Annotated in this window: 10 protein-coding genes and 2 pseudogenes; 5 read left to right on the forward strand and 7 right to left on the reverse strand. The window is 57.0% G+C overall.

The genetic code is table 11. The features are described 5' to 3' along the window. Positions 1-130: 130 nt before the first annotated feature. The 3 genes and pseudogenes from ACQ4N7_RS28525 to ACQ4N7_RS28535 form a co-directional block, all read right to left on the reverse strand. A pseudogene (locus tag ACQ4N7_RS28525) lies at positions 131-727 on the reverse strand (transposase family protein); the annotation flags it as partial. A 258-nt stretch (positions 728-985) separates the two neighbouring features. Next, positions 986-1918, reverse strand: a complete 933-nt coding sequence (locus tag ACQ4N7_RS28530) for a restriction endonuclease (RefSeq protein ID WP_430714833.1) — start codon at positions 1916-1918, stop codon at positions 986-988. Positions 1919-2234: 316 nt separating this feature from the next. After that, the gene (locus ACQ4N7_RS28535) at positions 2235-2405 is read right to left on the reverse strand and encodes a hypothetical protein (RefSeq protein WP_430714834.1); all 171 of its coding nucleotides are present in this window, start codon (positions 2403-2405) and stop codon (positions 2235-2237) included. A 130-nt stretch (positions 2406-2535) separates the two neighbouring features. Between ACQ4N7_RS28535 and ACQ4N7_RS28540 the strand changes: the two genes are divergently transcribed. Next, complete coding sequence (locus tag ACQ4N7_RS28540; RefSeq protein ID WP_430714835.1) at positions 2536-3180, forward strand: type I restriction endonuclease; 645 nt, start codon at positions 2536-2538, stop codon at positions 3178-3180. A gap of 8 nt (positions 3181-3188) precedes the next feature. Here the strand turns inward: ACQ4N7_RS28540 and ACQ4N7_RS28545 are convergent, their stop codons facing one another. Further along, complete coding sequence (locus tag ACQ4N7_RS28545) at positions 3189-6809, reverse strand: hypothetical protein (protein WP_430714836.1); 3621 nt, start codon at positions 6807-6809, stop codon at positions 3189-3191. Between the two features lie 295 nt (positions 6810-7104). On the opposite strand from ACQ4N7_RS28545, the pseudogene ACQ4N7_RS28550 reads away from it, so the two are divergent. After that, positions 7105-7321, forward strand: a pseudogene (locus ACQ4N7_RS28550) (Uma2 family endonuclease); the annotation flags it as partial. A 23-nt stretch (positions 7322-7344) separates the two neighbouring features. On the opposite strand, the gene ACQ4N7_RS28555 reads toward ACQ4N7_RS28550, so the two are convergent. The 3 genes from ACQ4N7_RS28555 to ACQ4N7_RS28565 form a co-directional block, all read right to left on the reverse strand. Next, positions 7345-11571, reverse strand: a complete 4227-nt coding sequence (locus tag ACQ4N7_RS28555; protein ID WP_430714837.1) for an AAA family ATPase — start codon at positions 11569-11571, stop codon at positions 7345-7347. 24 nt (positions 11572-11595) lie between these two features. Continuing rightward, positions 11596-12015, reverse strand: coding sequence for a hypothetical protein (locus ACQ4N7_RS28560; RefSeq protein WP_430714838.1), 420 nt, complete (start codon positions 12013-12015; stop codon positions 11596-11598). An 85-nt stretch (positions 12016-12100) separates the two neighbouring features. Continuing rightward, positions 12101-12487: a hypothetical protein gene (locus tag ACQ4N7_RS28565; RefSeq protein ID WP_430714839.1), complete on the reverse strand. Its 387-nt coding sequence runs from the start codon at positions 12485-12487 to the stop codon at positions 12101-12103. 229 nt (positions 12488-12716) lie between these two features. On the opposite strand from ACQ4N7_RS28565, the gene ACQ4N7_RS28570 reads away from it, so the two are divergent. From ACQ4N7_RS28570 to ACQ4N7_RS28580, 3 genes are all read left to right on the forward strand, one after another. Next, positions 12717-13304 (forward strand): GIY-YIG nuclease family protein, encoded by a 588-nt coding sequence (locus ACQ4N7_RS28570; protein ID WP_430714840.1) that lies wholly within the window; start codon positions 12717-12719, stop codon positions 13302-13304. Between the two features lie 111 nt (positions 13305-13415). After that, the gene (locus tag ACQ4N7_RS28575; RefSeq protein ID WP_430714841.1) at positions 13416-16748 is read left to right on the forward strand and encodes a helicase-related protein; all 3333 of its coding nucleotides are present in this window, start codon (positions 13416-13418) and stop codon (positions 16746-16748) included. Positions 16749-16764: 16 nt separating this feature from the next. Continuing rightward, positions 16765-18663: a hypothetical protein gene (locus ACQ4N7_RS28580; RefSeq protein ID WP_430714842.1), complete on the forward strand. Its 1899-nt coding sequence runs from the start codon at positions 16765-16767 to the stop codon at positions 18661-18663. Positions 18664-18784 lie beyond the last annotated feature (121 nt).

The following is an 18784-nucleotide window of genomic DNA, read 5'->3' on the forward strand; positions in this document are numbered from 1 at the left end:
GTATCGAGATCCACCGATGGGGTAGTCATGACCTGCCGAAGTTCATGCGATTCAGGTGCCGAGGTTCATGCGATTCACCTGCCGAAGTTGGCGCGATTCAGGTGCCGAAGTTCGTGCGATTTTGCACTTTGAGCCAGGTTTCAAGGGTTTCTGCCGTACGATCCGGAAGCAACGCAATGGGCTCGTGCTGCTCGAGATCCACCAAAATCGTTCCATAGTTGTGCCCTTTGCGGAAGGCAAAATCGTCTACCCCTAAGACCTTTGGGGTAGTTAGAGGCGGTAACGGCAGGCTGGCAATGACTCGCAGCATTGAGTTGCGACTCTGCCCATAGCCAACCTGTTCGCTCAGACGAGCCCCAGCGGCACCCCCCAACGCTAGGGCCATGGCTTTGAGGTGGTCAGCATAACGAACGGTACGTCTGGCCCAAGGGGCCACGATTTTGGGTAAGCGTTCAGTAAAAATCCGTCGAGGACAAATGTCATTGAGGCAGAAAACCTTGCACACCGTCAGCACTATCGTCAGGCTGAATTGGACAACAGGTAAGTCTTTCAGGGTTCTTTCGTAGTGGCTATGGATACGGTGACTTGGGCGATGACAGAGAGGACAGTGGGCTACGGTCTGAGTAGAGGCAAGGTAAACAGTGACCTGCTGGGTAGTCGTATCCAAATCCCAGTGCTGCAAGCTCAACTCAGTTGGGCTGGGGAGTAGATGCGAGATGAGGTCCATAGGCTTAGCAGAAGCGAGAGTGGATCCTCCTATTGTCTATAGCTCTCCCGGGATGGATCACCAAAAGTGGCCAAGAGCCCGAAGTTATGCAAATACGCACGGGCAAAGGCCAGTCAAAGCTTTTGAGCTTTTCTAGTAAAGGATCCATGGGTCTACCATCCTCAGCGCGAAGCTATCTCATCAAGAATAAGGTTCTAGCTCAGAGCCTGCCACCCTGGCGGTCCTGGGCGCGCACTCCTTATCGCCCCGGCCAACGACTTAAATCTCTGCGTCGTTGAAGAAGTCCTCATCGATGCGCTTCAGGTGAAAGGTATCGTGAATGCTGACCCCAACATCGTGCTCAATCATGAGCTGGGCCAGCTGCTGACCGTCAATCAAAACAATTTTGCTGTCGCGGAGCCGCTCAACGTAGGTACGGGCCTGCTGAGTAAAGCTGGAAGTGGTCATAAACACGCCCTTGCGTGCCCCAACTCCGGCAAGGGCTCCCTGAAAGGCTTGAATCTTTTCCCGCCCGACTGACTTGTCGTAGTCCCAGCGCTTCGCCTGGATGTAGATGGCATCGAGCCCGAGCTTATCTTCTTTGATCAGACCGTCGATACCACCGTCGGGGCCAGTAGGTACGCCCTGAACGTCTTTGATGCTGCCGCCATAGCCCATCGCGTGGAGCAGGCGCAGCACCAGCCATTCAAAAGCACCCGGATCCATTTGCTTTATTTTGTCGAGTAGATCATCCCGTAGGTTGGCCTCCAGAATGGCATAGGCATCGCGCATCATCTCGTCTGGAGTCGGCTGCTGGGTGCCAGCAGTTTCTACGGTGTTTTGCCGATCGTGCTCGTCGGGGGTTGTCCGCTCTTTGAACTGGCGATACTCCTCAAACCGCTGGAGATAGATGTCATTGATGGCCAGTGGGTTCTCTAAAAGGACTTCCCGACCTCGTGGGGAGATCTGAATGTAGCCGCGTCGAGGGCTTTCTACCAACTGAGCTTTGCGGAGGTGGGTACAGGCCCACCCCACCCGATTATCGAAAACCGCCTGGCGACCACTGGGGAGCTTGAGAGCAATTTCTTCAGGGGTGAGTGCCAGTTGCTGAGCCAGTTGTTCCCGTAGATCTCGAATAGGGTGCTCCCCGCCGTCCTGGCCTGCAAGTCTCAGTAAAGGCAGCAAGAGTTCGTCGTAGGTGGGCAAAGGCATGGGTAGCGTTGATGTACGGAAGCACCTTAGTTGTACCCAAAGTGGTGCGGGCTAACGATCTTTTGAGAGCCGTCATGCTGTGAGGCAGCGTAATATCTCAAGACGTTGCTACATCGTTGAGTGTGAGGACATTAGAGGCTAACAAAAGATCATGAATTTGGCTGAAGACTACAGCCCACGCCCTGATGACCCAGAGGGGGGCTAAACACATTTTGGAGGAGGAGAAGAGTTCTGACGGGCAAATGGGGCAATCCTCGGAGCCAGGTTCCGCACCTATGAGCGGCTAAAGCGCCATGCCCAGACGGTGAAGGGTACTCTATTTGAATCGCAGGATTTGGTCAATGCCATTGACCAGGTCTACCGCTACCCGCTCCGGCAGGCGGCGACGGATTAGCTGAATCGGCAGTTGAAGAGCGGGGTGGATGACCAGCAGCTGGCAGATTTGGTGGCGGCCCTCTACCAGGATGAGCGGCTGTGCCTCGTGCATGACAGCAAGGCCGATCGGGAACCGTAGATTATTTGCTTAATAGGCCTGTTTCAGCAACGTTAAACTGGAGGCTACCGTACCAGCCCGAGGCCCCTGTCGCCGCCGTGCCCTGTCCTTTTCCCGAGATGCTATGGTCAGCGTTATTCCTGCCAGTCAAGTCTCTATCGCTCTGCCCGAAGAGCGCTATGGCCTGCGGGAGGCAACCCAGCCGGACTTTTTTTCGGAATGGACGCAGGGGTTAGGGGAACTGACCGAGCTGGAAAAACAGTATCTTGATCGGGTGAAAACCCATTTCAAACGCCTCCTAAAAAGTCCGCCACTGTTAGAAAACAGCGTCAAGATGGTGGTGTTCTCGCCACTGTTGGATATGGCAGGCTTCTATGATGACCCGTTTCATATTCGGTCGGAGGTGAGTGTTGAAATTGCCTCTGAGGATGAGGGGGAGGTGATTCGCGGCAGGCTCGATGTCTTGGTGCTGAAGGAGCGGTTTTGGATATTGGCGCTGGAGGCGAAGCGCAGTGATTTTGATGTGAATGTGGCGATGGGGCAAGCGCTGGCCTACATGCTGTCGAACCCTGAGGTGGAGCAGCCTGCGTTTGCGATGTTAAGCAATGGCCAGAGTTTTTTGTTTCTGAAGCTGACAAAAATCCCTCAGCCCCAATACGCTAACTCATGTCTATTTTCTTTGGTGAATCCGGAGAATGACCTCTATGAGGTGCTTAAGGTGATGAAGCGGATTGGGCAGGTGGTAATGGCTGAACCCCAATACGATTAGTCTAGACTTTAGCGCCAAACATGCTGTTCGCAGGTACGCCGCGCCAGGTCTACTACGGGTTGATCCCAGCCGCTTTGTGGGAGCAGATATCCCTGAATGCGATCGCAGGTGTAGCTCACCCAACCCACTTCCGCCAGCCACACCGGCCACAGCCGAACGGTACCATCCGCCCCTCCGCTGACCACGGTTTCTCCATCTGGGCTAAAGGCCACACTACGGACTTCAAACTGATGGCCCACAAGCGGTTCCCCGATAGGCTGTCCCTGGCGGGTCCACAGTCGCACTGTGCTATCTGTGCCGCTACTAACGAGTGTTTCCCCGTCTGGGCTAAAGGCCACCGAAAAGACGACACCCTCATGGCCCACGAAAGGCTCCCCGATGGACTGTCCCTGGCGAGTCCACAGTTGCACTGTGCCATCGCTGCCCCCGCTGACGATGGTTTCCCCATCTGGGCTAAACCCCACCGAATCGACTCCCATCGACCACCCGCTACCCCGACGACCAATCAGATGACCGATAAAAGGCTCCCCGATGGGCTGGCCCTGACGATTCCACAGCTGCACAGCGCCATTGCTGCCCCCGCTGACGATGGTTTGCCCGTCTGGGCTAAACCCCACCGCATTGATGCCCGTCGACCAGCCTAGGCCAGGGTTGCCTATGGCATGCTCTCCCACCGGTTGGCCCTGGCGGTTCCACAGCTTTACCGTGCCGTCGCTGCCCCCAGTGACGAGGGTCGTGCCGTCTGGGCTGAAGGCGGCGGACAACACTCCACCCTCATGCCCTGCAAAGGGCTCCCCCAAAGGCTGGCCCTGGCGATTCCACAGCCGCACCATGCCATCGTTGCCCCCGCTGACGAGGGTGTTCCCATCGGGGCTAAAGGCCACCGAAAAGACGACACCTTCATGGCCTGTGAAGGGTTCTCCGAGGGGCTGGCCTTGGCGGTTCCACAGGCGTATGGTGCCGTCATCCCCTCCGCTAGCCACAGCTTCCCCGCCTGGGCTGAAGGCCACCGACAAAACCCGGTCTCGATGACCCACAAAAGGTTTGGAAAAGGGCTGACCCTGGCGATTCCACAGCCGCACAGTGCCATCGCTGCCTCTGCTGACGAGGGTTTCCTCATCCGGGCTGAAGCTCACCGACAAGACTCTATCTAAATGGCCCACCATGGGCTCCTCCAGGGGCTGGCCCTGGCGATTCCACAGGCGCACCGTGCCATCCTCTCCGCCACTAGCGAAGGTTTCCCCACCGGGGCTAAACGTCAAGGCTAAGACTGCGCTTTGGTGAGCCGTGAAGAGTTCTCCGAGGAGCTGGCCCTGGCGATTCCACAGGCGCACCGTGCCATCTTCTCCTCCGCTAAGCAGGGCTTCCCCATCGGGGCTAAAGGCCACCGACCGGACTGAGGTCCCATGCCCCGCGAAGGGTTCTCCGATAGGCTGGCCCTGGCGATTCCACAGGCGCACCGTGCCATCTTCTCCCCCGCTAAGCAGGGCTTCCCCATCGGGGCTAAAGGCCACCGACCCCACCCCTCCCCTATGACCTGGGAGGGGCTCACCGATAGGCTGGCCCTGGTGGTTCCACAGCTGCACGGTGCCATCCTCTGCTCCACTAAGGATGGCTTTCCCGTCTGGGCTAAAGGCCACCGACCAAACCTTGCTCTGACCAGTGGCAAAGGGTTCCCCCAGGGGCTGGCCCTGGCGATTCCAGAGCTGCACGGTGCCAGCCCAGCTAACGCTGACGATAGTTTCCCCGTCTGGGCTATGGGCGGTAAACCTGTAGCCAGGCACAGGGTTTTCAAGAATAGTCAGCCATCGAGCGTGGCGATTGCTGGCATCTAGAATGGCCGAAGACACTAGCCCTCTGCTCCCCAGGCGCGGCAATTTGACTAGGGGATTATGCCCCAGGCCAATGGCTGCCAACCCGTTGACCATGCTGAGCAGGGGATCGGATTCGGCTAGGTTTTGGGCGTGAGTCTCGTAGATCTGGATTTGCCGCCGTTCGGCACGCCACACCTGGTATCCAGAAAACCCTGCCAGGCCGGTGGTTAAGACCATGCCCGCTAACAGTCCTGTGAGGCCTAGGTGCCTGAGTCGCTTCTCCTGACGTTCAGATTGGTCAGCAGCGGTAAAAAAGGCCATGTCTAGGGCTGTCATATTGCCCTGGTGTTTTTGGGCAAAGGTGCGGAGGAGATCTAGATCGGGCGATCGCCACAACAATCCTGCCGGTCGCCCTTTGGTATGCCAATATTCCGCCGCTGCCTCCAGCCGTCGCAGAAAGCGAATGTCGTCCCGGCTGCTGTCTAGCCACTCGTTTAACGCTTGCCAGTGGCCAAATAGTGCCTCGTGGGTCACTTCGGCAACTTCTCGATTGCTCTGGCTAGAGAGGGTAATTAGCCGCGCCCCAGGAGACGAAAACCTCGCCAGCACTTGTTTCACCGCTTCCAGGCTGTCCTGGCTGGCAATCAGGCTCTCTACCGGGACACGGCGGCGGGTATTGCGGGTGCCTTCCCCCAATTGCACCAGCCCGATAAAAATGCGGCGGGTCGTCTCCTGTTCCGTTGGGCTGAGGTGGTCATAGATGTCCTGGGCCTTTCCGGCCAAGGCACCGCCTACGCCCCCCATGTGGCGATAGGTATCCGCCGGGGCCACCCCCTGGCCCACCCCCTCCCAAATGCGGCTAAGGGCAAACTGGAGCAGCGGCAGCGCCCCCTCCCGGCCCTCAGCGTCCTGCACCAGCAGGTCAATGGTAGCCGCATCCAGGGGATGGCCCGCTCGTTTGGCGGGTTCGGCAATGGCGCGGCGCAGTTCCTCTGTGGTCATCGCCGGGACGATCGCGCTTTGATCTGAGCCAATGATTTGGTTCAGCCCCGGATGCCGCTGGGTTTCCCCCAAAAAGTCGCTGCGCAGGGTGAGCACCACTGACACTTGGCCGCTTGAGTCTTGGGCGGCGGTGAACAAATTATCGATAAAGGCTTGGCGTTCGTCGGTGTCTTTGCAGAGGGAATAGACCTCCTCGAATTGGTCTACCAGCACCACCAGGGGGGCATCGTGGATCTGGGGAATCAGGCTGGCAATGCGGCGCAGGCCGTCGTGGGTGCCGGTTTTGTTGACCAGGCCCAGTTCCTCGGTAAACTCGCGGGTTTTAGTGACGGGCAGTGGATCTTGAGTGGCGGCTTTGGCTAGCACCCCCGCCAGGGCTTCGAGGGGATGGCTACCGGGCACCAGCACCGCCACCCGCATCGCCGTTTTCCCCGGCAGGGGACGGCTGGCCAGTTCGGGAATTAGTCCCGCCCGCGCTAGAGACGACTTGCCACAGCCCGATGGCCCTAGGATCGGCAACAATCGGGGGACGGCGTTGGCCTGGGTGGATTGGGCCGCTAGGGCTTGGAACCGTTGCCACAGCCGTTCTACCTGGGCTTCGCGGCCAAAGTAGCGATCGCCATCCTGTTCCGTAAATGCCGCCAGCCCTTTGTAAGGGTTGGGGCCAACCTTGGCGGTTGTATCGGCAGCGTGCTCCTGGCGCTGTTGGGTGGTCTGGTGAATGACATAGATGGTGTTGCCATCGCCGGAGACGATTGCACTCCCCACCGCGCTTTCTTGAATTTGGATACCGCGATTCGACGGGTCACCCATGGCCCCTAAACCCCTCAGGCTTCATCCCTTGATAGCACAATCTCAGACTATCCCGACCCTCCCAAAACCGACCTTAATTAGGTTATAGAAGCACCCTGCCGCCTACCTGCCCCAGGATAGGGTATGAGCAAGGGTAACCCTATGGCCACGATTAGTCGCTCACCGCTGCCCTGACCCGAAAGCAGTTCTGATCGCTGTACCAAGGCAACTTAGGGCTACGACTAGAGCGATCGCCCCAAGGAGATCTGATCATCATGAGCCCGGTTGGGGGAGAAAGCGACAATTAGGAAGCGAACCTGACCTTGTGATTGAATTATGCTCCCGATGCGATCGCTTATCGCCGTTACAGGGCCAAGATGCAGGAATACTTAGATAGCGGCCTTCAACTGGGCTGGCTGATCAACCCGCAACAGCAACACGTCGAGCGCCCAAATTGCCCCCCTGAGGTGGTTGCTCTGTCCGCTACCCTTTTCGGGGAGGAGGTTCTGCCAGGGTTTGAGCTTTGCCTGTGAGGCGACTTGGTTGGCACAACCGCTTAGTTATCAGGATTAGCCAGGGATTGGGCAACGGCGGCGGGGTCTTGGTCGAGGGTATCGGTGGCGGGGTTGAGGTCAATCTCAGGATCGCGATTGAGAGCTTGTTGGAATAGGCGGGTCGCTTGGGAGACTTCGCCATTGCGGACATGAGTGGTGCCCTGTTGGACCAGATGCACAGCGGAGTATTTGCGGGCGACGGCCCTAGGGTTTTGGTCGAGGGCTTCGGTGGTGGGGTCAAGGTCAATATCGTGGCCAGCGGCGCGAGAGATACCCAGCAGGTGACGCAGCAGGGCGGTGGCCTGCCGGACATCGCCTGATTTGGCCATATCATGGGCAGCTTCAATCATGGTGGGGTGGACAGGGAGGTTGGCACAGGTCAAGCTGTACTGACTCAAGTCCTGCTGAACATAGTTAGTCCACTCGGTGGCGCTGAAGTTGCGGTAATGGCGCTGACAAACCTGCTCTGCTAAATCTTTAGACCAAAGCCAGTGAATTCTTGCCGTGCCGTCCCTACCGGCGGTGGCCGCCCACGACCCATCCGGGCTGAAGCTTACGGCATTGACCTGACCGTCATGGTTGAGGGTGGCGATAGGATCCCCTGTAGCCGCATCCCACACCCGCGCCGTGCCATCATCACTGGCAGTGGCTATCCGCGACCCATCCGGGCTGAAGCTTACGGCATTGACCTGACCGTCATGGTTGAGGGTGGTGATGGCCTCCCCTGTAGCCGCATCCCACACCCGCGCCGTGTCGTCAAAACTGGCAGTGGCCACCCGCGACCCATCCGCGCTGAAGCTCACCGCCAAGACCCCATTGCCATGGTTGAGGGTGGTGATGGCCTCCCCCGTGGCCGCATCCCACACCTGCGCCGTGCCGTCCGAACTGGCGGTAGCAACCCGCGACCCATCCGCGCTGAAGCTCACCGCCAAGACCCCATCGTCATGATTGAGGGTGACGATGGCTTCCCCCATGCCCGCATCCCATACCTGCGCCGTGCCGTCCGAACTAGCGGTGGCCACCCGCGACCCATCCGGGCTAAAGCTGGCAGCATTGACCTGACCGCCATGGTTGAGGGTGGCAATGGGATCCCCCGTGGTCGCATCCCACACCCGCGCCGTGTCGTCAAAACTGGCGGTGGCCACCCGCGACCCATCCGCACTGAAGCTCACCGCCCAGACCCCATCGTCATGGTTGAGGGTGGCGATGGAATCCCCCGTGGCCGCATCCCACACCCGCGCCGCGCTGTCCAAACTGGCGGTAGCAACCCGCGACCCATCCGGGCTGAAGCTCACATCAATGACCCAATCGTCATGGTTGAGGGTGGCGATGGAATCCCCCGTGGCCGCATCCCACACCCGCGCCGTGTCGTCATTACTGGCGGTAGCAACCCGCGACCCACCCGCGCTGAAGCTTACCGCTCTGACCGCATCGTCATGATTGAGGGTAGCGATGGCTGCCCCCGTAGCCGTATCCCACACCCGCGCCGTGCCGTCAGCGCTGGTGGTGGCCACCCACTGTTCATCCGGGCTGAAGTTCACCGAAAAAACCACATTGTCATGGTTGAGGGTGGCGATGGCCTCCCCCGTAGCCGTATCCCACACCCGCGCCGTGCCGTCCTCACTGGCAGTAGCGACCTGTGACCCATCCGGGCTGAAGCTCACTGCCCAGACTTCATCGTCATGATTGAGGGTGGCGATGGCCTCCCCTGTGGTCGCATCCCATACCCGCGCCGTGCCGTCTCTACTGGCAGTGGCCACCCGCTGGCTATTCTCCTCTGGAGACGCTCCGCGAACGGGGCTGAAGCTCACCGCCCAGACCTCAACGTTATTGTCATGGTTGAGGGTGGCGATGGCCTCCCCTGTAGTCGCATCCCATACCCGCGCCGTGCTGTCCCCACTGGCAGTGGCCACCAGCGACCCATCCGGGCTAAAGCTCACGGCATAGACCTCATTGTTATGGTTGAGGGTGGCGATGGCCTCCCCCGTGGCTGCATCCCACACCCGCGCCGTGCTGTCCCCACTGGCGGTGGCCACTCGCAACCCGTCCGGGCTGAAGCTCACAGCAGTGACTCCATCGTCATGGTTGAGGGTGGCGACGGTCTCCCCCGTGGCCGCATCCCACACTCGCGCCGTGTCGTCCCAACTAGTGGTGGCCACCCGCAACCCATCCGGACTGAAGCTCACAGCAGTGACTCCATCGTCATGGTTGAGGGTGGCGATGGTCTCCCCCGTGGCTGCATCCCACACTCGCGCCGTGCCGTCCAAACTGGCGGTGGCCACCCGCGACCCATCCGCGCTAAAGCTCACCGCCCTGACCGCATCGTCATGGTTGAGGGTTCTTAGGGTTCTTATGGATAACCGGGCTAGTCCCTGACGAACGGCCTGGTTCACGGTGTTTAGGTCTCGCCCGGTGGGGCTGGCAATCTGAAAGGCGTGCACCGCCAGGAGCGCCCCTGCCTCCTGAGGCATAGTGCGAGGTTGACTAACCAACTGCTCTGCTTGGGCCGCTAATTGCCGAGCTAAAGCCAACCGCTCTGCCCTACGGGATTGGATGCCAAACCAAGCCATCCCCACCGACAATAGCGCCAAAGCACCTACCCCTGCCCCCCGCAAGAGAACTTGTTGCCGCTCCGCCCGCTCAGATGCACGAAAAAAGTCAAGACAACATGGGTTGAGATCCGGAGCAGTGGCTCGGACAAAAGTACGGAGAAGATCCAGATCCGGCGATCGCCACAATAACCCCGCTGGCCTACCCTGCTCATCCCAATAGGTTGTAGCCGCCTCTAACCGCTGCTGCAAGCGAAGATAATCCCAGCGATCACGGATCCAATCTTTGAACCGCTGCCAGGTTTCAAACAGCGCCTCATGGGTCACCTCCGCCGTCACCTCACCCTCCACAGTGGATAGGGTAATCAAGCGCGCATTTTCCTTGGAGAACTCGTGAATGACTTCCCGTACCTGCTCAAGGGTGATCTTACGGGTGGCTAAATCCTTGACCCTGACCCGGCGACGAGTCACCCGGTTATTCTCCCCTCCCGGCTGCACCAGGCTCAGAAAAATTCGCTGTGCGGTCGCTTGCCTGACCACCTTCAAGCCATCTTCATACTTCAAACCATCGAAAATCTTATCTGCCCTATCTGCTACCGCCCCTCCAATGCCCCCAATGTCCAAATAGACCTGCAACGGCGATCGCCCCCCTGGCGATTCCTGCGACAGTTCCTCCCAAAGTTTGGTTAGCGCAAACTGGAGCAACGGCAACGCCCCCTCTTGCCCCGCCATATCCTGCACCATGCGATCCACCAGGGCATCCTCTAGGGGATGCCCTGTCCCCTTGGCAGGCTCTGCGATCGCCCGGGCCAGCTCCGCTGCCGTCATCGCCGGTACAATCACCCCCCGCTGGGAAATCGCCTGATTCAAGTCAGGGTGACGCTGCGTCTCCCCCAGAAAATCACTGCGTAGAGTGAGGATGACGGATAGGTTGCCGCTGGTGTCCTTTGCAGCACACAGCAGGTTTTCTACAAAAGCCGTGCGCTCCTGAATAAACCGCTCCCGCCGACTCTGCTCCTCTAGTGTCGTGCCGCGGGGCTCATTGGTATAAACCTCCTCAAACTGATCTACCAGCACCACCAACGGAGAGTCTCGGATTTCTGGCATCAGGGCAGTGATACGACGCAGGCCATCATATTCCCCACTAGCGGAGGAAATAGCCAGTTCCTCGGTAAACTTCCGGCTTTCAGCAACAGGTATCGAGTTTTCTGTTACTGCCTTGGCCAGTACCCCGGCTAGGGCTTCCAGGGGATGCTCACCGGGTACCATCACTGCCACCCGTATCCGGTTTTTCCCTAGCAGAGGTCGCTGAGCCAGGGCCGGAATCAGTCCCGCCCGCACCAGGGAAGATTTTCCACAACCCGATGGCCCCAGAACCGTCAAGACGCGAGGGCTACCTGAGCGCTCCACAAGGGTCTGAAATTCCTCCCACAGCCGGTCGATCTGAGCTTCACGACCAAAATAGCGATCGCTATCCTTCTCCGTGAATGCTGCCAACCCCCGGTAAGGATTTGGGCCAAGTTTTGTGGAGGGGCCAGCCGTCTCCAGCACTGATTGCTGAATGACTTGGTAGATAACGTTAACAACGTTGCCATCGCCGGAGACGATCGCACTTCCCACCGCGCTTTCTTGAATCTGGATGCTGCGTTGGTCTCCGACCAACCCTTGGTTATCGCCCATTACGCACTAGCTCTAGCCCTAGCTTTACAGCACCAACCCCACCAGGGGCAGCAGCTTGTGGCCATGTTGCCCCAGCCACCCCGCCGTCGCCTCCACATGGGGCCGCAGCCGGTCAATCGCATCTCCAAAATCCGCCATGCCCTTGACCGAGCCCAGCCCCATCTCCAACGCCTTCGCAATCGCCCCCTTATCCGGTTCGGGCTTGGCCTCCTCTAGCTCCAGCACTTGGATAGCCGTATTTGCAAAGGGGTCATTAAACCCGGCCAAAATCGCTCGTAGCGCCTGTAACTCCGCCTGGATATCCACCGTTTCCGGTGCTGGCAGCGACGCCTGCTGGAACTGCACCGAGATCGTATTGCTGTCGCCTGTCACCACGGCGCTGCCAGTCACGCTGCCGCCAATCTGGACCGAGCGGTTGTCGCCTGGGGTGTCGGGAGTCGTCATAGCCAAAATTGATAGAGAGTTGCCTCAACTTTAGGCCAAGGGGCTAAAGGAGACCTAGACTATTGCAGAAGTTTTTATAAACGATCTAGCACTCAGTATTCCGAGCCTGGTGCTTCTGATACCGGGCTATTCGGTTTTCCCAGTCACCTGCCCAGCCTTGCGCCTGGGCCTCGCGACACAGACAGATAGCCTCTGTTAGCCGCCCTTGCTTTTCACGAATAATAGCGAGCTGGGTATAACCTGTGTGGACCGGCAGCGCGGCGGCAGATTCAGGTAGTGCCTGCTCCACGGCAAACTGGCTCAATTCCTCAAACTCCTGGTGAAACAGCTGGGCCACTTCAGGGGCGATCGCAATCTGTTGATTACAGGCAGCGATCGCTTTCTCTAGAGCACCAGGCTCCTTGTCTCGTAGTTTGTAATTGCTTTGAATTGCTTCAAGCAGCTCAAAGTGCTTTTTTATCAAGGGTTTCATAAGACTCTAGCCTCATTTTAGTTGACCATCATCGTTAAGGTTGTCACCTCTGTAGTGTCAGATAGCAATCAGCCAACTGGACTCACCTTACAAATTCATAGTGAAGATAGGGCCGTTCGCACCAGCAGTAGGAGCCATTCCTATAAAGGGCTGCTAGCGTCAGGAAAGACCGTGCCCACTCTCCACAGGGCGGGAACTCTGAAAGGGTGAGCCCCAAAATGCCCAGCCCATGGATGCGTCAACTTTTGAAGCGATCCTCTACCCCACTCGTCTCTGGTCCCGTCCAGAGGTGTTGGCCAGGAATTGCCCAGTGCCAGGGATGGCTGGAGTCTATGCCTGGTACTTTCGCAAGGTTCCTCCCGGGGTTCCAATTGAGGGCTGTCATCGGGTGGAAGGGGCTACCCTACTTTACGTAGGCATTTCACCCAGCAAGCCCTCATCCAGCGGCCAGCAGTTGAAAGAGCGGGTGCGACAGCACTACAACAGCAATGCCTTTGGCTCTACCCTGCGCCTTACCCTGGGGTGCCTGCTAGCCAATGAGCTGGGCATTGAGCTAAGGCGGGTGGGTAGCAGTGGTAAACGCCTCACCTTTGCAGATGGGGAGCAGGCGCTCTCTAACTGGATGGAGGCCAATGCCCTGGTCACCTGGATGGAGACACCAGAACCGTGGGTGCTGGAGCCGCAGCTTATATCTCAACTGTCCCTGCCTCTGAATCTGGAGCATAACGAGAGCCACCCCTTTTATCCGATTTTGTCAGAGCTGCGAAAGAGTTGGAGAGCGAGGGCGCGGGAGCTGCCGGTCTGGGGTGGGGGTTAAACTACCAGTTTCTTAACGTTTCCGTGTGGTCTGCTGGCGAAGCGGGTAAGCTGACCTAGAATTCCCGTAAGACTGTCCTGCGGGGCAGGAGATGTGGCCCTCAGCTCAACGATGCAACAGACCAGTATTTCGACATTTCTCTCTGGCATTCGCGATAACTCCGAAGCACGGGGCAGTGTTGGCCAGTTTCTTCAGGAAAAAATTAAGGTAGGGGCAGACTTGTCCGTCGTATCTGCCTACTTCACGATTTATGCTTTTGCAGCCCTGCGGGAGCAGCTACTGGGTGCTGACGGGCTACGGTTTCTGTTTGGAGAACCGCGTTTCATCCAGTCCCTGGATCCTGAAAAGACTGAAAAAAAAGCTTTTTGCATTGAGGATGATGGCCTGGAGCTCTCAATGGAGCGGTTACAGCAGCGGGCAGAGGCGCGGGAATGTGCGGCATGGATGCGGCAGGAGAATGTTCAGATTCGCTCTGTGCGAAAAACCAACTTCTTGCATGGCAAGCTCTACCACATTGCCCAAAATGGCAGCACAGACGCGATTTTAGGCAGCTCTAACTTCACGGTGAGGGGCTTAGGCTTTTCCAAGCAGAACAGCAACATCGAGTTAAATTTAGAGGTCAGCGATAAGCGCGACCTGGAAGACCTGAGGCGTTGGTTTGACGAGCTATGGGACAACCAGGAGCTAGTCGAAGATGTCAAGGCTCAAGTCCTGGAATACCTGGAACAGCTATATCAAGACCATTCACCGGAGTTTATCTACTACAAAACCCTCTTTCACCTGTTTGAGTCGGGTCTGACCTCCCAGGAAGAGAGCGATCGCAAAACCGAGCAAAACCTCCTCGACACCCAAATTTGGAAGACTCTGTTTGAGTTTCAGAAGGATGGGGTCAAGGGGGCAATTAAGAAAATTTTGACCTATAACGGCTGTGTCATTGCCGATAGCGTGGGCTTGGGGAAAACCTATGAGGCCCTGGCCGTCATCAAATACTTTGAGATCCGCAATGACAAAGTATTGGTTCTCTGTCCTAAAAAGCTGCGGGAAAACTGGACCGTTTACCAGGCTGTCAACAACAGCACTCTGAATCCCTTCGTAGACGATCGCTTTTCCTACACCGTCCTCTCCCATAGCGACCTGAGCCGAGAAGGGGGGTATTCCGGAGACATTAATCTGGAGACCTTTAACTGGGCCAACTTTGACCTGGTGGTGATTGATGAGTCCCACAACTTCCGCAATAACACCAAGGGCAAGCGAGATGAGAATGGCAATGTCATTCGCCAAAGCCGCTACGAGCGGCTGATGGAAGCGGTAATCCGCAGTGGCCCCAAAACCAAGGTGTTGCTGCTGTCGGCTACCCCAGTGAATAACGCCCTGACAGACCTCCGTAACCAGCTCTATTTCCTCACCGAGGGCAATGACCATGCCTTTCAGGACTCTCTTGGCATTCGCAGTCTTGAAGATATGCTGGGGGCAGCTCAGCGAACGTTTTCCCGGTGGTCACAAAAGAATGAGCGGCATTCTAACGAACTGCTGGAGCGGCTGAGTTCTGCATTCTTTAAGCTGCTGGATGAGCTAACCATCGCCCGGTCCCGTCACCACATTCAGACCTACTATCGAGACACCATTGCTGAGCTGGGTGGGTTCCCAGAACGGCTTAAGCCGCTGTCGCTGTTTCCTGACGTGGACTTAGAGCATAAGTTCATGGGCTATGAGCAGCTTAACCGGCAAATTTCGGGATACAAGCTGGTTTTGTTTAACCCCACCGCCTATGTACTGCCAGCCTATGTAGAGCGCTATAACAACCCTGGCCAAACCAACTTTCGCCAGAGCGATCGCGAACATTTCTTGATTGGCATGATGCGGGTGAACTTTCTCAAGCGATTAGAAAGTTCCGTCCATGCCTTTCGTCTGACCATGGAGCGCACCGTAGCCAAAATCGAGGCGCTAGAAGCCCGCATCCAAAAATTTCAAGCGGTTAAGGCTCAGCAGCCTGTTCTCGACCTTGCTGAAGTAGAAATAACCGATCTGGATGATGACGACCTGCTGGACGCTATGCAGGTAGGGGAAAGCCTGCCGTTCAACCTGGCCCACCTGGATATCCAGACCTGGCTTAAGGATCTACAGGCCGATAAAGCCCAGTTGCACCTGCTGGCCCTCTCAGCCAAGGATGTCACTCCCGAACGGGACGCCAAGCTAGCAGAGCTGAAGCGACTGATTCACCAGAAGGTCACTAACCCCACCACCAACCAGGATGGAGAACCCAACCGTAAGGTGCTGGTATTCACTGCCTTTGCTGACACCGCCGTTTACCTGTACAACAACCTTCAGGCCTGGGCCTCTGAGTTGGGCATTCATTCCGCTTTGGTGACGGGTACCGCGAGCGACAATAAGGCGACCTTTGGCCCCAGTGAATTCAATCAACTGCTGACCAACTTCTCACCCCGAGCCAAAAAGCGCGATCGCATCGAGTCGATGCCCCAGGAGGGCGAAATTGATCTGCTGATCGCCACAGACTGTATTTCAGAGGGGCAGAACCTGCAAGACTGCGACTATCTGGTGAACTATGACATTCACTGGAATCCGGTGCGCATCATCCAGCGGTTTGGCCGCATTGATCGCATTGGTAGCCGTAACTCAGCGGTGCAGATGGTCAACTTTTGGCCCACGGAAGATCTGAACCAGTATATCGACCTCAAGGGGCGGGTAGAAGCGCGGATGGCCCTGGTGGATGTTACTGCCACCGGGGAAGATAATCTGCTGGAAGAAGACCTTAGACAGGCCATTGAAGGCGACCTGAAGTACCGCGATCAGCAGCTGCTGCGCCTGAAGGATGAGGTGCTGGACTTGGAAGACCTGAACGAAAGCGTTGACTTTACCGACTTTACTCTGGATGACTTCCGCATCGACCTGAGCAAATATATTGAGGGCAACCGCGATGCCCTGAGAGAGGCCCCGATGGGGTTGTATGCTGTGGTGCCGCCGGAGGTGTCCCTAGAGTCGGCCTACCGCAATGTGGTGGAACCCGGCATCATTTTCTGCCTGCGCCAGCGAACCGAGGCCAAGGCTAATGACACGATTAACCCCCTGCAACCGTACTTTTTGGCTTACGTTCGAGATGATGGCGAAGTGCGCTATCGCTTTACTCAGCCCAAGCAGATTTTAGATATCTACCGGGAGCTATGTGCCGGGCGCACTACCCCCTATGAGAAGCTATGTCGGCTGTTTGATCGCAAGACCGATCAGGGAGCAAATATGGCGGCGTTTACCCCCCAGCTAGAGCAGGCGGTGAAGTCAATTCACCAGACGTTTAAGAGCCGCAACGCTAAACAGCTTCAGATGGGGCGAGGCGGCCTGTTAGTGGGTAAAAGTGAGCAGCCCCAAGACCTGGGCGACTTTGAGCTCATTACCTGGCTAGTGCTTTTGGCCGCAGAGGAAGGACATTGAGAGACAGGAAATAGCAATGGCAACTGTACCCCTTCGCGAACACCTGCAAACGACCCTCCAAGCCTTTAAGCATGGCAGCCTGAAGGAGAATGCCCTGGCCCTGCTAGACCAACTGGGCTACCGCAGCGATAAGCAGCTTGACCTGGAACCCAATACGGCGGCCACCTTTATAGAAACCTTTGGTCAAGGGCCAGAGCATCTTGAGTTCAAAACAGACAAGGCTCTAGCAGATGAATGGCTGTCGGTGGATTTTTTGTTTCAGTTGGCAGGCGATGACCTGGCCATCCGGGGGCAGTTGCCTCTGGTGCAGAGCAATGCGGTTGATACATCAGCCGCTGCCTGGCAGTCTTACTTGTTTTTTGCCATTCGCCTGCGGGAGCGGGAACGGCCTTACACCCGTACTGAGCTGGCCAACATCACGCGAGAGGTGAACAAGCTCTTTTTAATGCCGGTGATGCTAATTTTTCAGCATGGGCAGACCATTACCCTATCGGTGATTAATCGACGCTTGAATAAGCGCTACCCTGAACGGGATGTGCTGGAAAAGGTGACGTTGATCAAAGACATCAACGTAGCTCAGACCCACCGGGCGCATTTAGAAATTTTGGCAGACCTATCCAGCGAAGAACTGTATCGGGTGCAGGGCTTCACCAAGTTTGAGGAGCTGCATCGAGCATGGCAAAAGGTGCTCGACAGCTCGGAACTCAACAAGCGCTTTTTCCAGGAGGTGGCGAACTGGTATTTCTGGGCGACGGATCAAGTGGCGTTTCCCAAAGGGCTGGATGGCCGAAACAGCAATGAGATGAGCTTGATTCGCCTTATTACCCGACTCATCTTCGTCTGGTTCCTCAAGGAAAAGGGACTGGTGCCCGATCGCCTCTTCAACCCCAAAGAACTGCCTAAGCTGCTCAAGAGCGTGAAAGATAGCGACAGCACGTACTATTGGGCGATTTTGCAAAACCTGTTCTTTGCCACGCTGAACCAGGAGACGGACAAACGCCAGTTTTGCGACAACACCAAAGGGCCCAAAGGCTACAACTCCAATCGTCTCAGCACGAACCTCTATCGCCACCAGAACCTGTTTCGGACTGAGGATGAAGCCGAAATTTTAGCTCTGTTTCAAGACATTCCCTTTCTCAATGGGGGCTTGTTTGAGTGCCTGGATGAGGAAGTGAAGCGCGATGGCAAAACCGTGGTGCAGCGGGTGGATGGCTTTTCGCGCAATGCCAAAGAAGCGGCCCAGGTGCCCAATCAACTGTTTTTGCAGAAAGAGCCACTCAAGGTAGATCTCAACGCCACCTACGACACCAAGGGCAAGCGCTATGAAGTGCGCGGGCTGCTTCACATCCTCAACAGCTACAAGTTCACCGTCACGGAGAACACACCCATTGAAGAAGAAATCGCCCTCGACCCGGAGCTGCTGGGCAAGGTGTTTGAAAATCTGCTGGCGGCCTACAACCCCGAAACCCAGACCACTGCCCGCAAAAAGACGGGGTCGTTTTACACCCCTCGGGAAGTGGTGGATTACATGGTCGATGAGTCGTTAGTGACCTATTTCAAATCAAAGGTTGTGGGTGATCAGGCCAGCGAAACAGAACTCACTGAACTGGATTGTAAGCTGCGGCGATTGGTGGACTACGGCGGCGAAACCAATCCCTTTGCCGACGACCCGATGACCAATATCCAATTGATCGCGGCCATTAACCAGCTCAAGGCGTTGGACCCGGCAGTGGGGTCGGGGGCTTTCCCAATGGGGATGCTGCAAAAGCTGGTGATGATCTTGCGCAAGCTCGACCCCGACAACCGTATCTGGAAGCATGAGCAACGGGAAAAGCTCATAGGCGACAAGGAACGCGAGCTTAAGAAGGATGTGGCCATTGCTCGGCAAATTAGTGATGATGAGGTTCGGGAGTAATTGCTCAACTCAGTAGCCAATCAGCCTGCTGTGAGGTAAGGGCACGAGAAATAGCCTCGAAGGCAGAAATGCCTTGACGGCGAGCCGTGTTCACCAGTGAGCGCACCTGAGCAAACAACTC

The sequence above is a fragment of the Nodosilinea sp. AN01ver1 genome, from assembly GCF_050565655.1.
In the GTDB taxonomy this organism is placed as follows: Bacteria; Cyanobacteriota; Cyanobacteriia; order Phormidesmidales; family Phormidesmidaceae; genus Nodosilinea.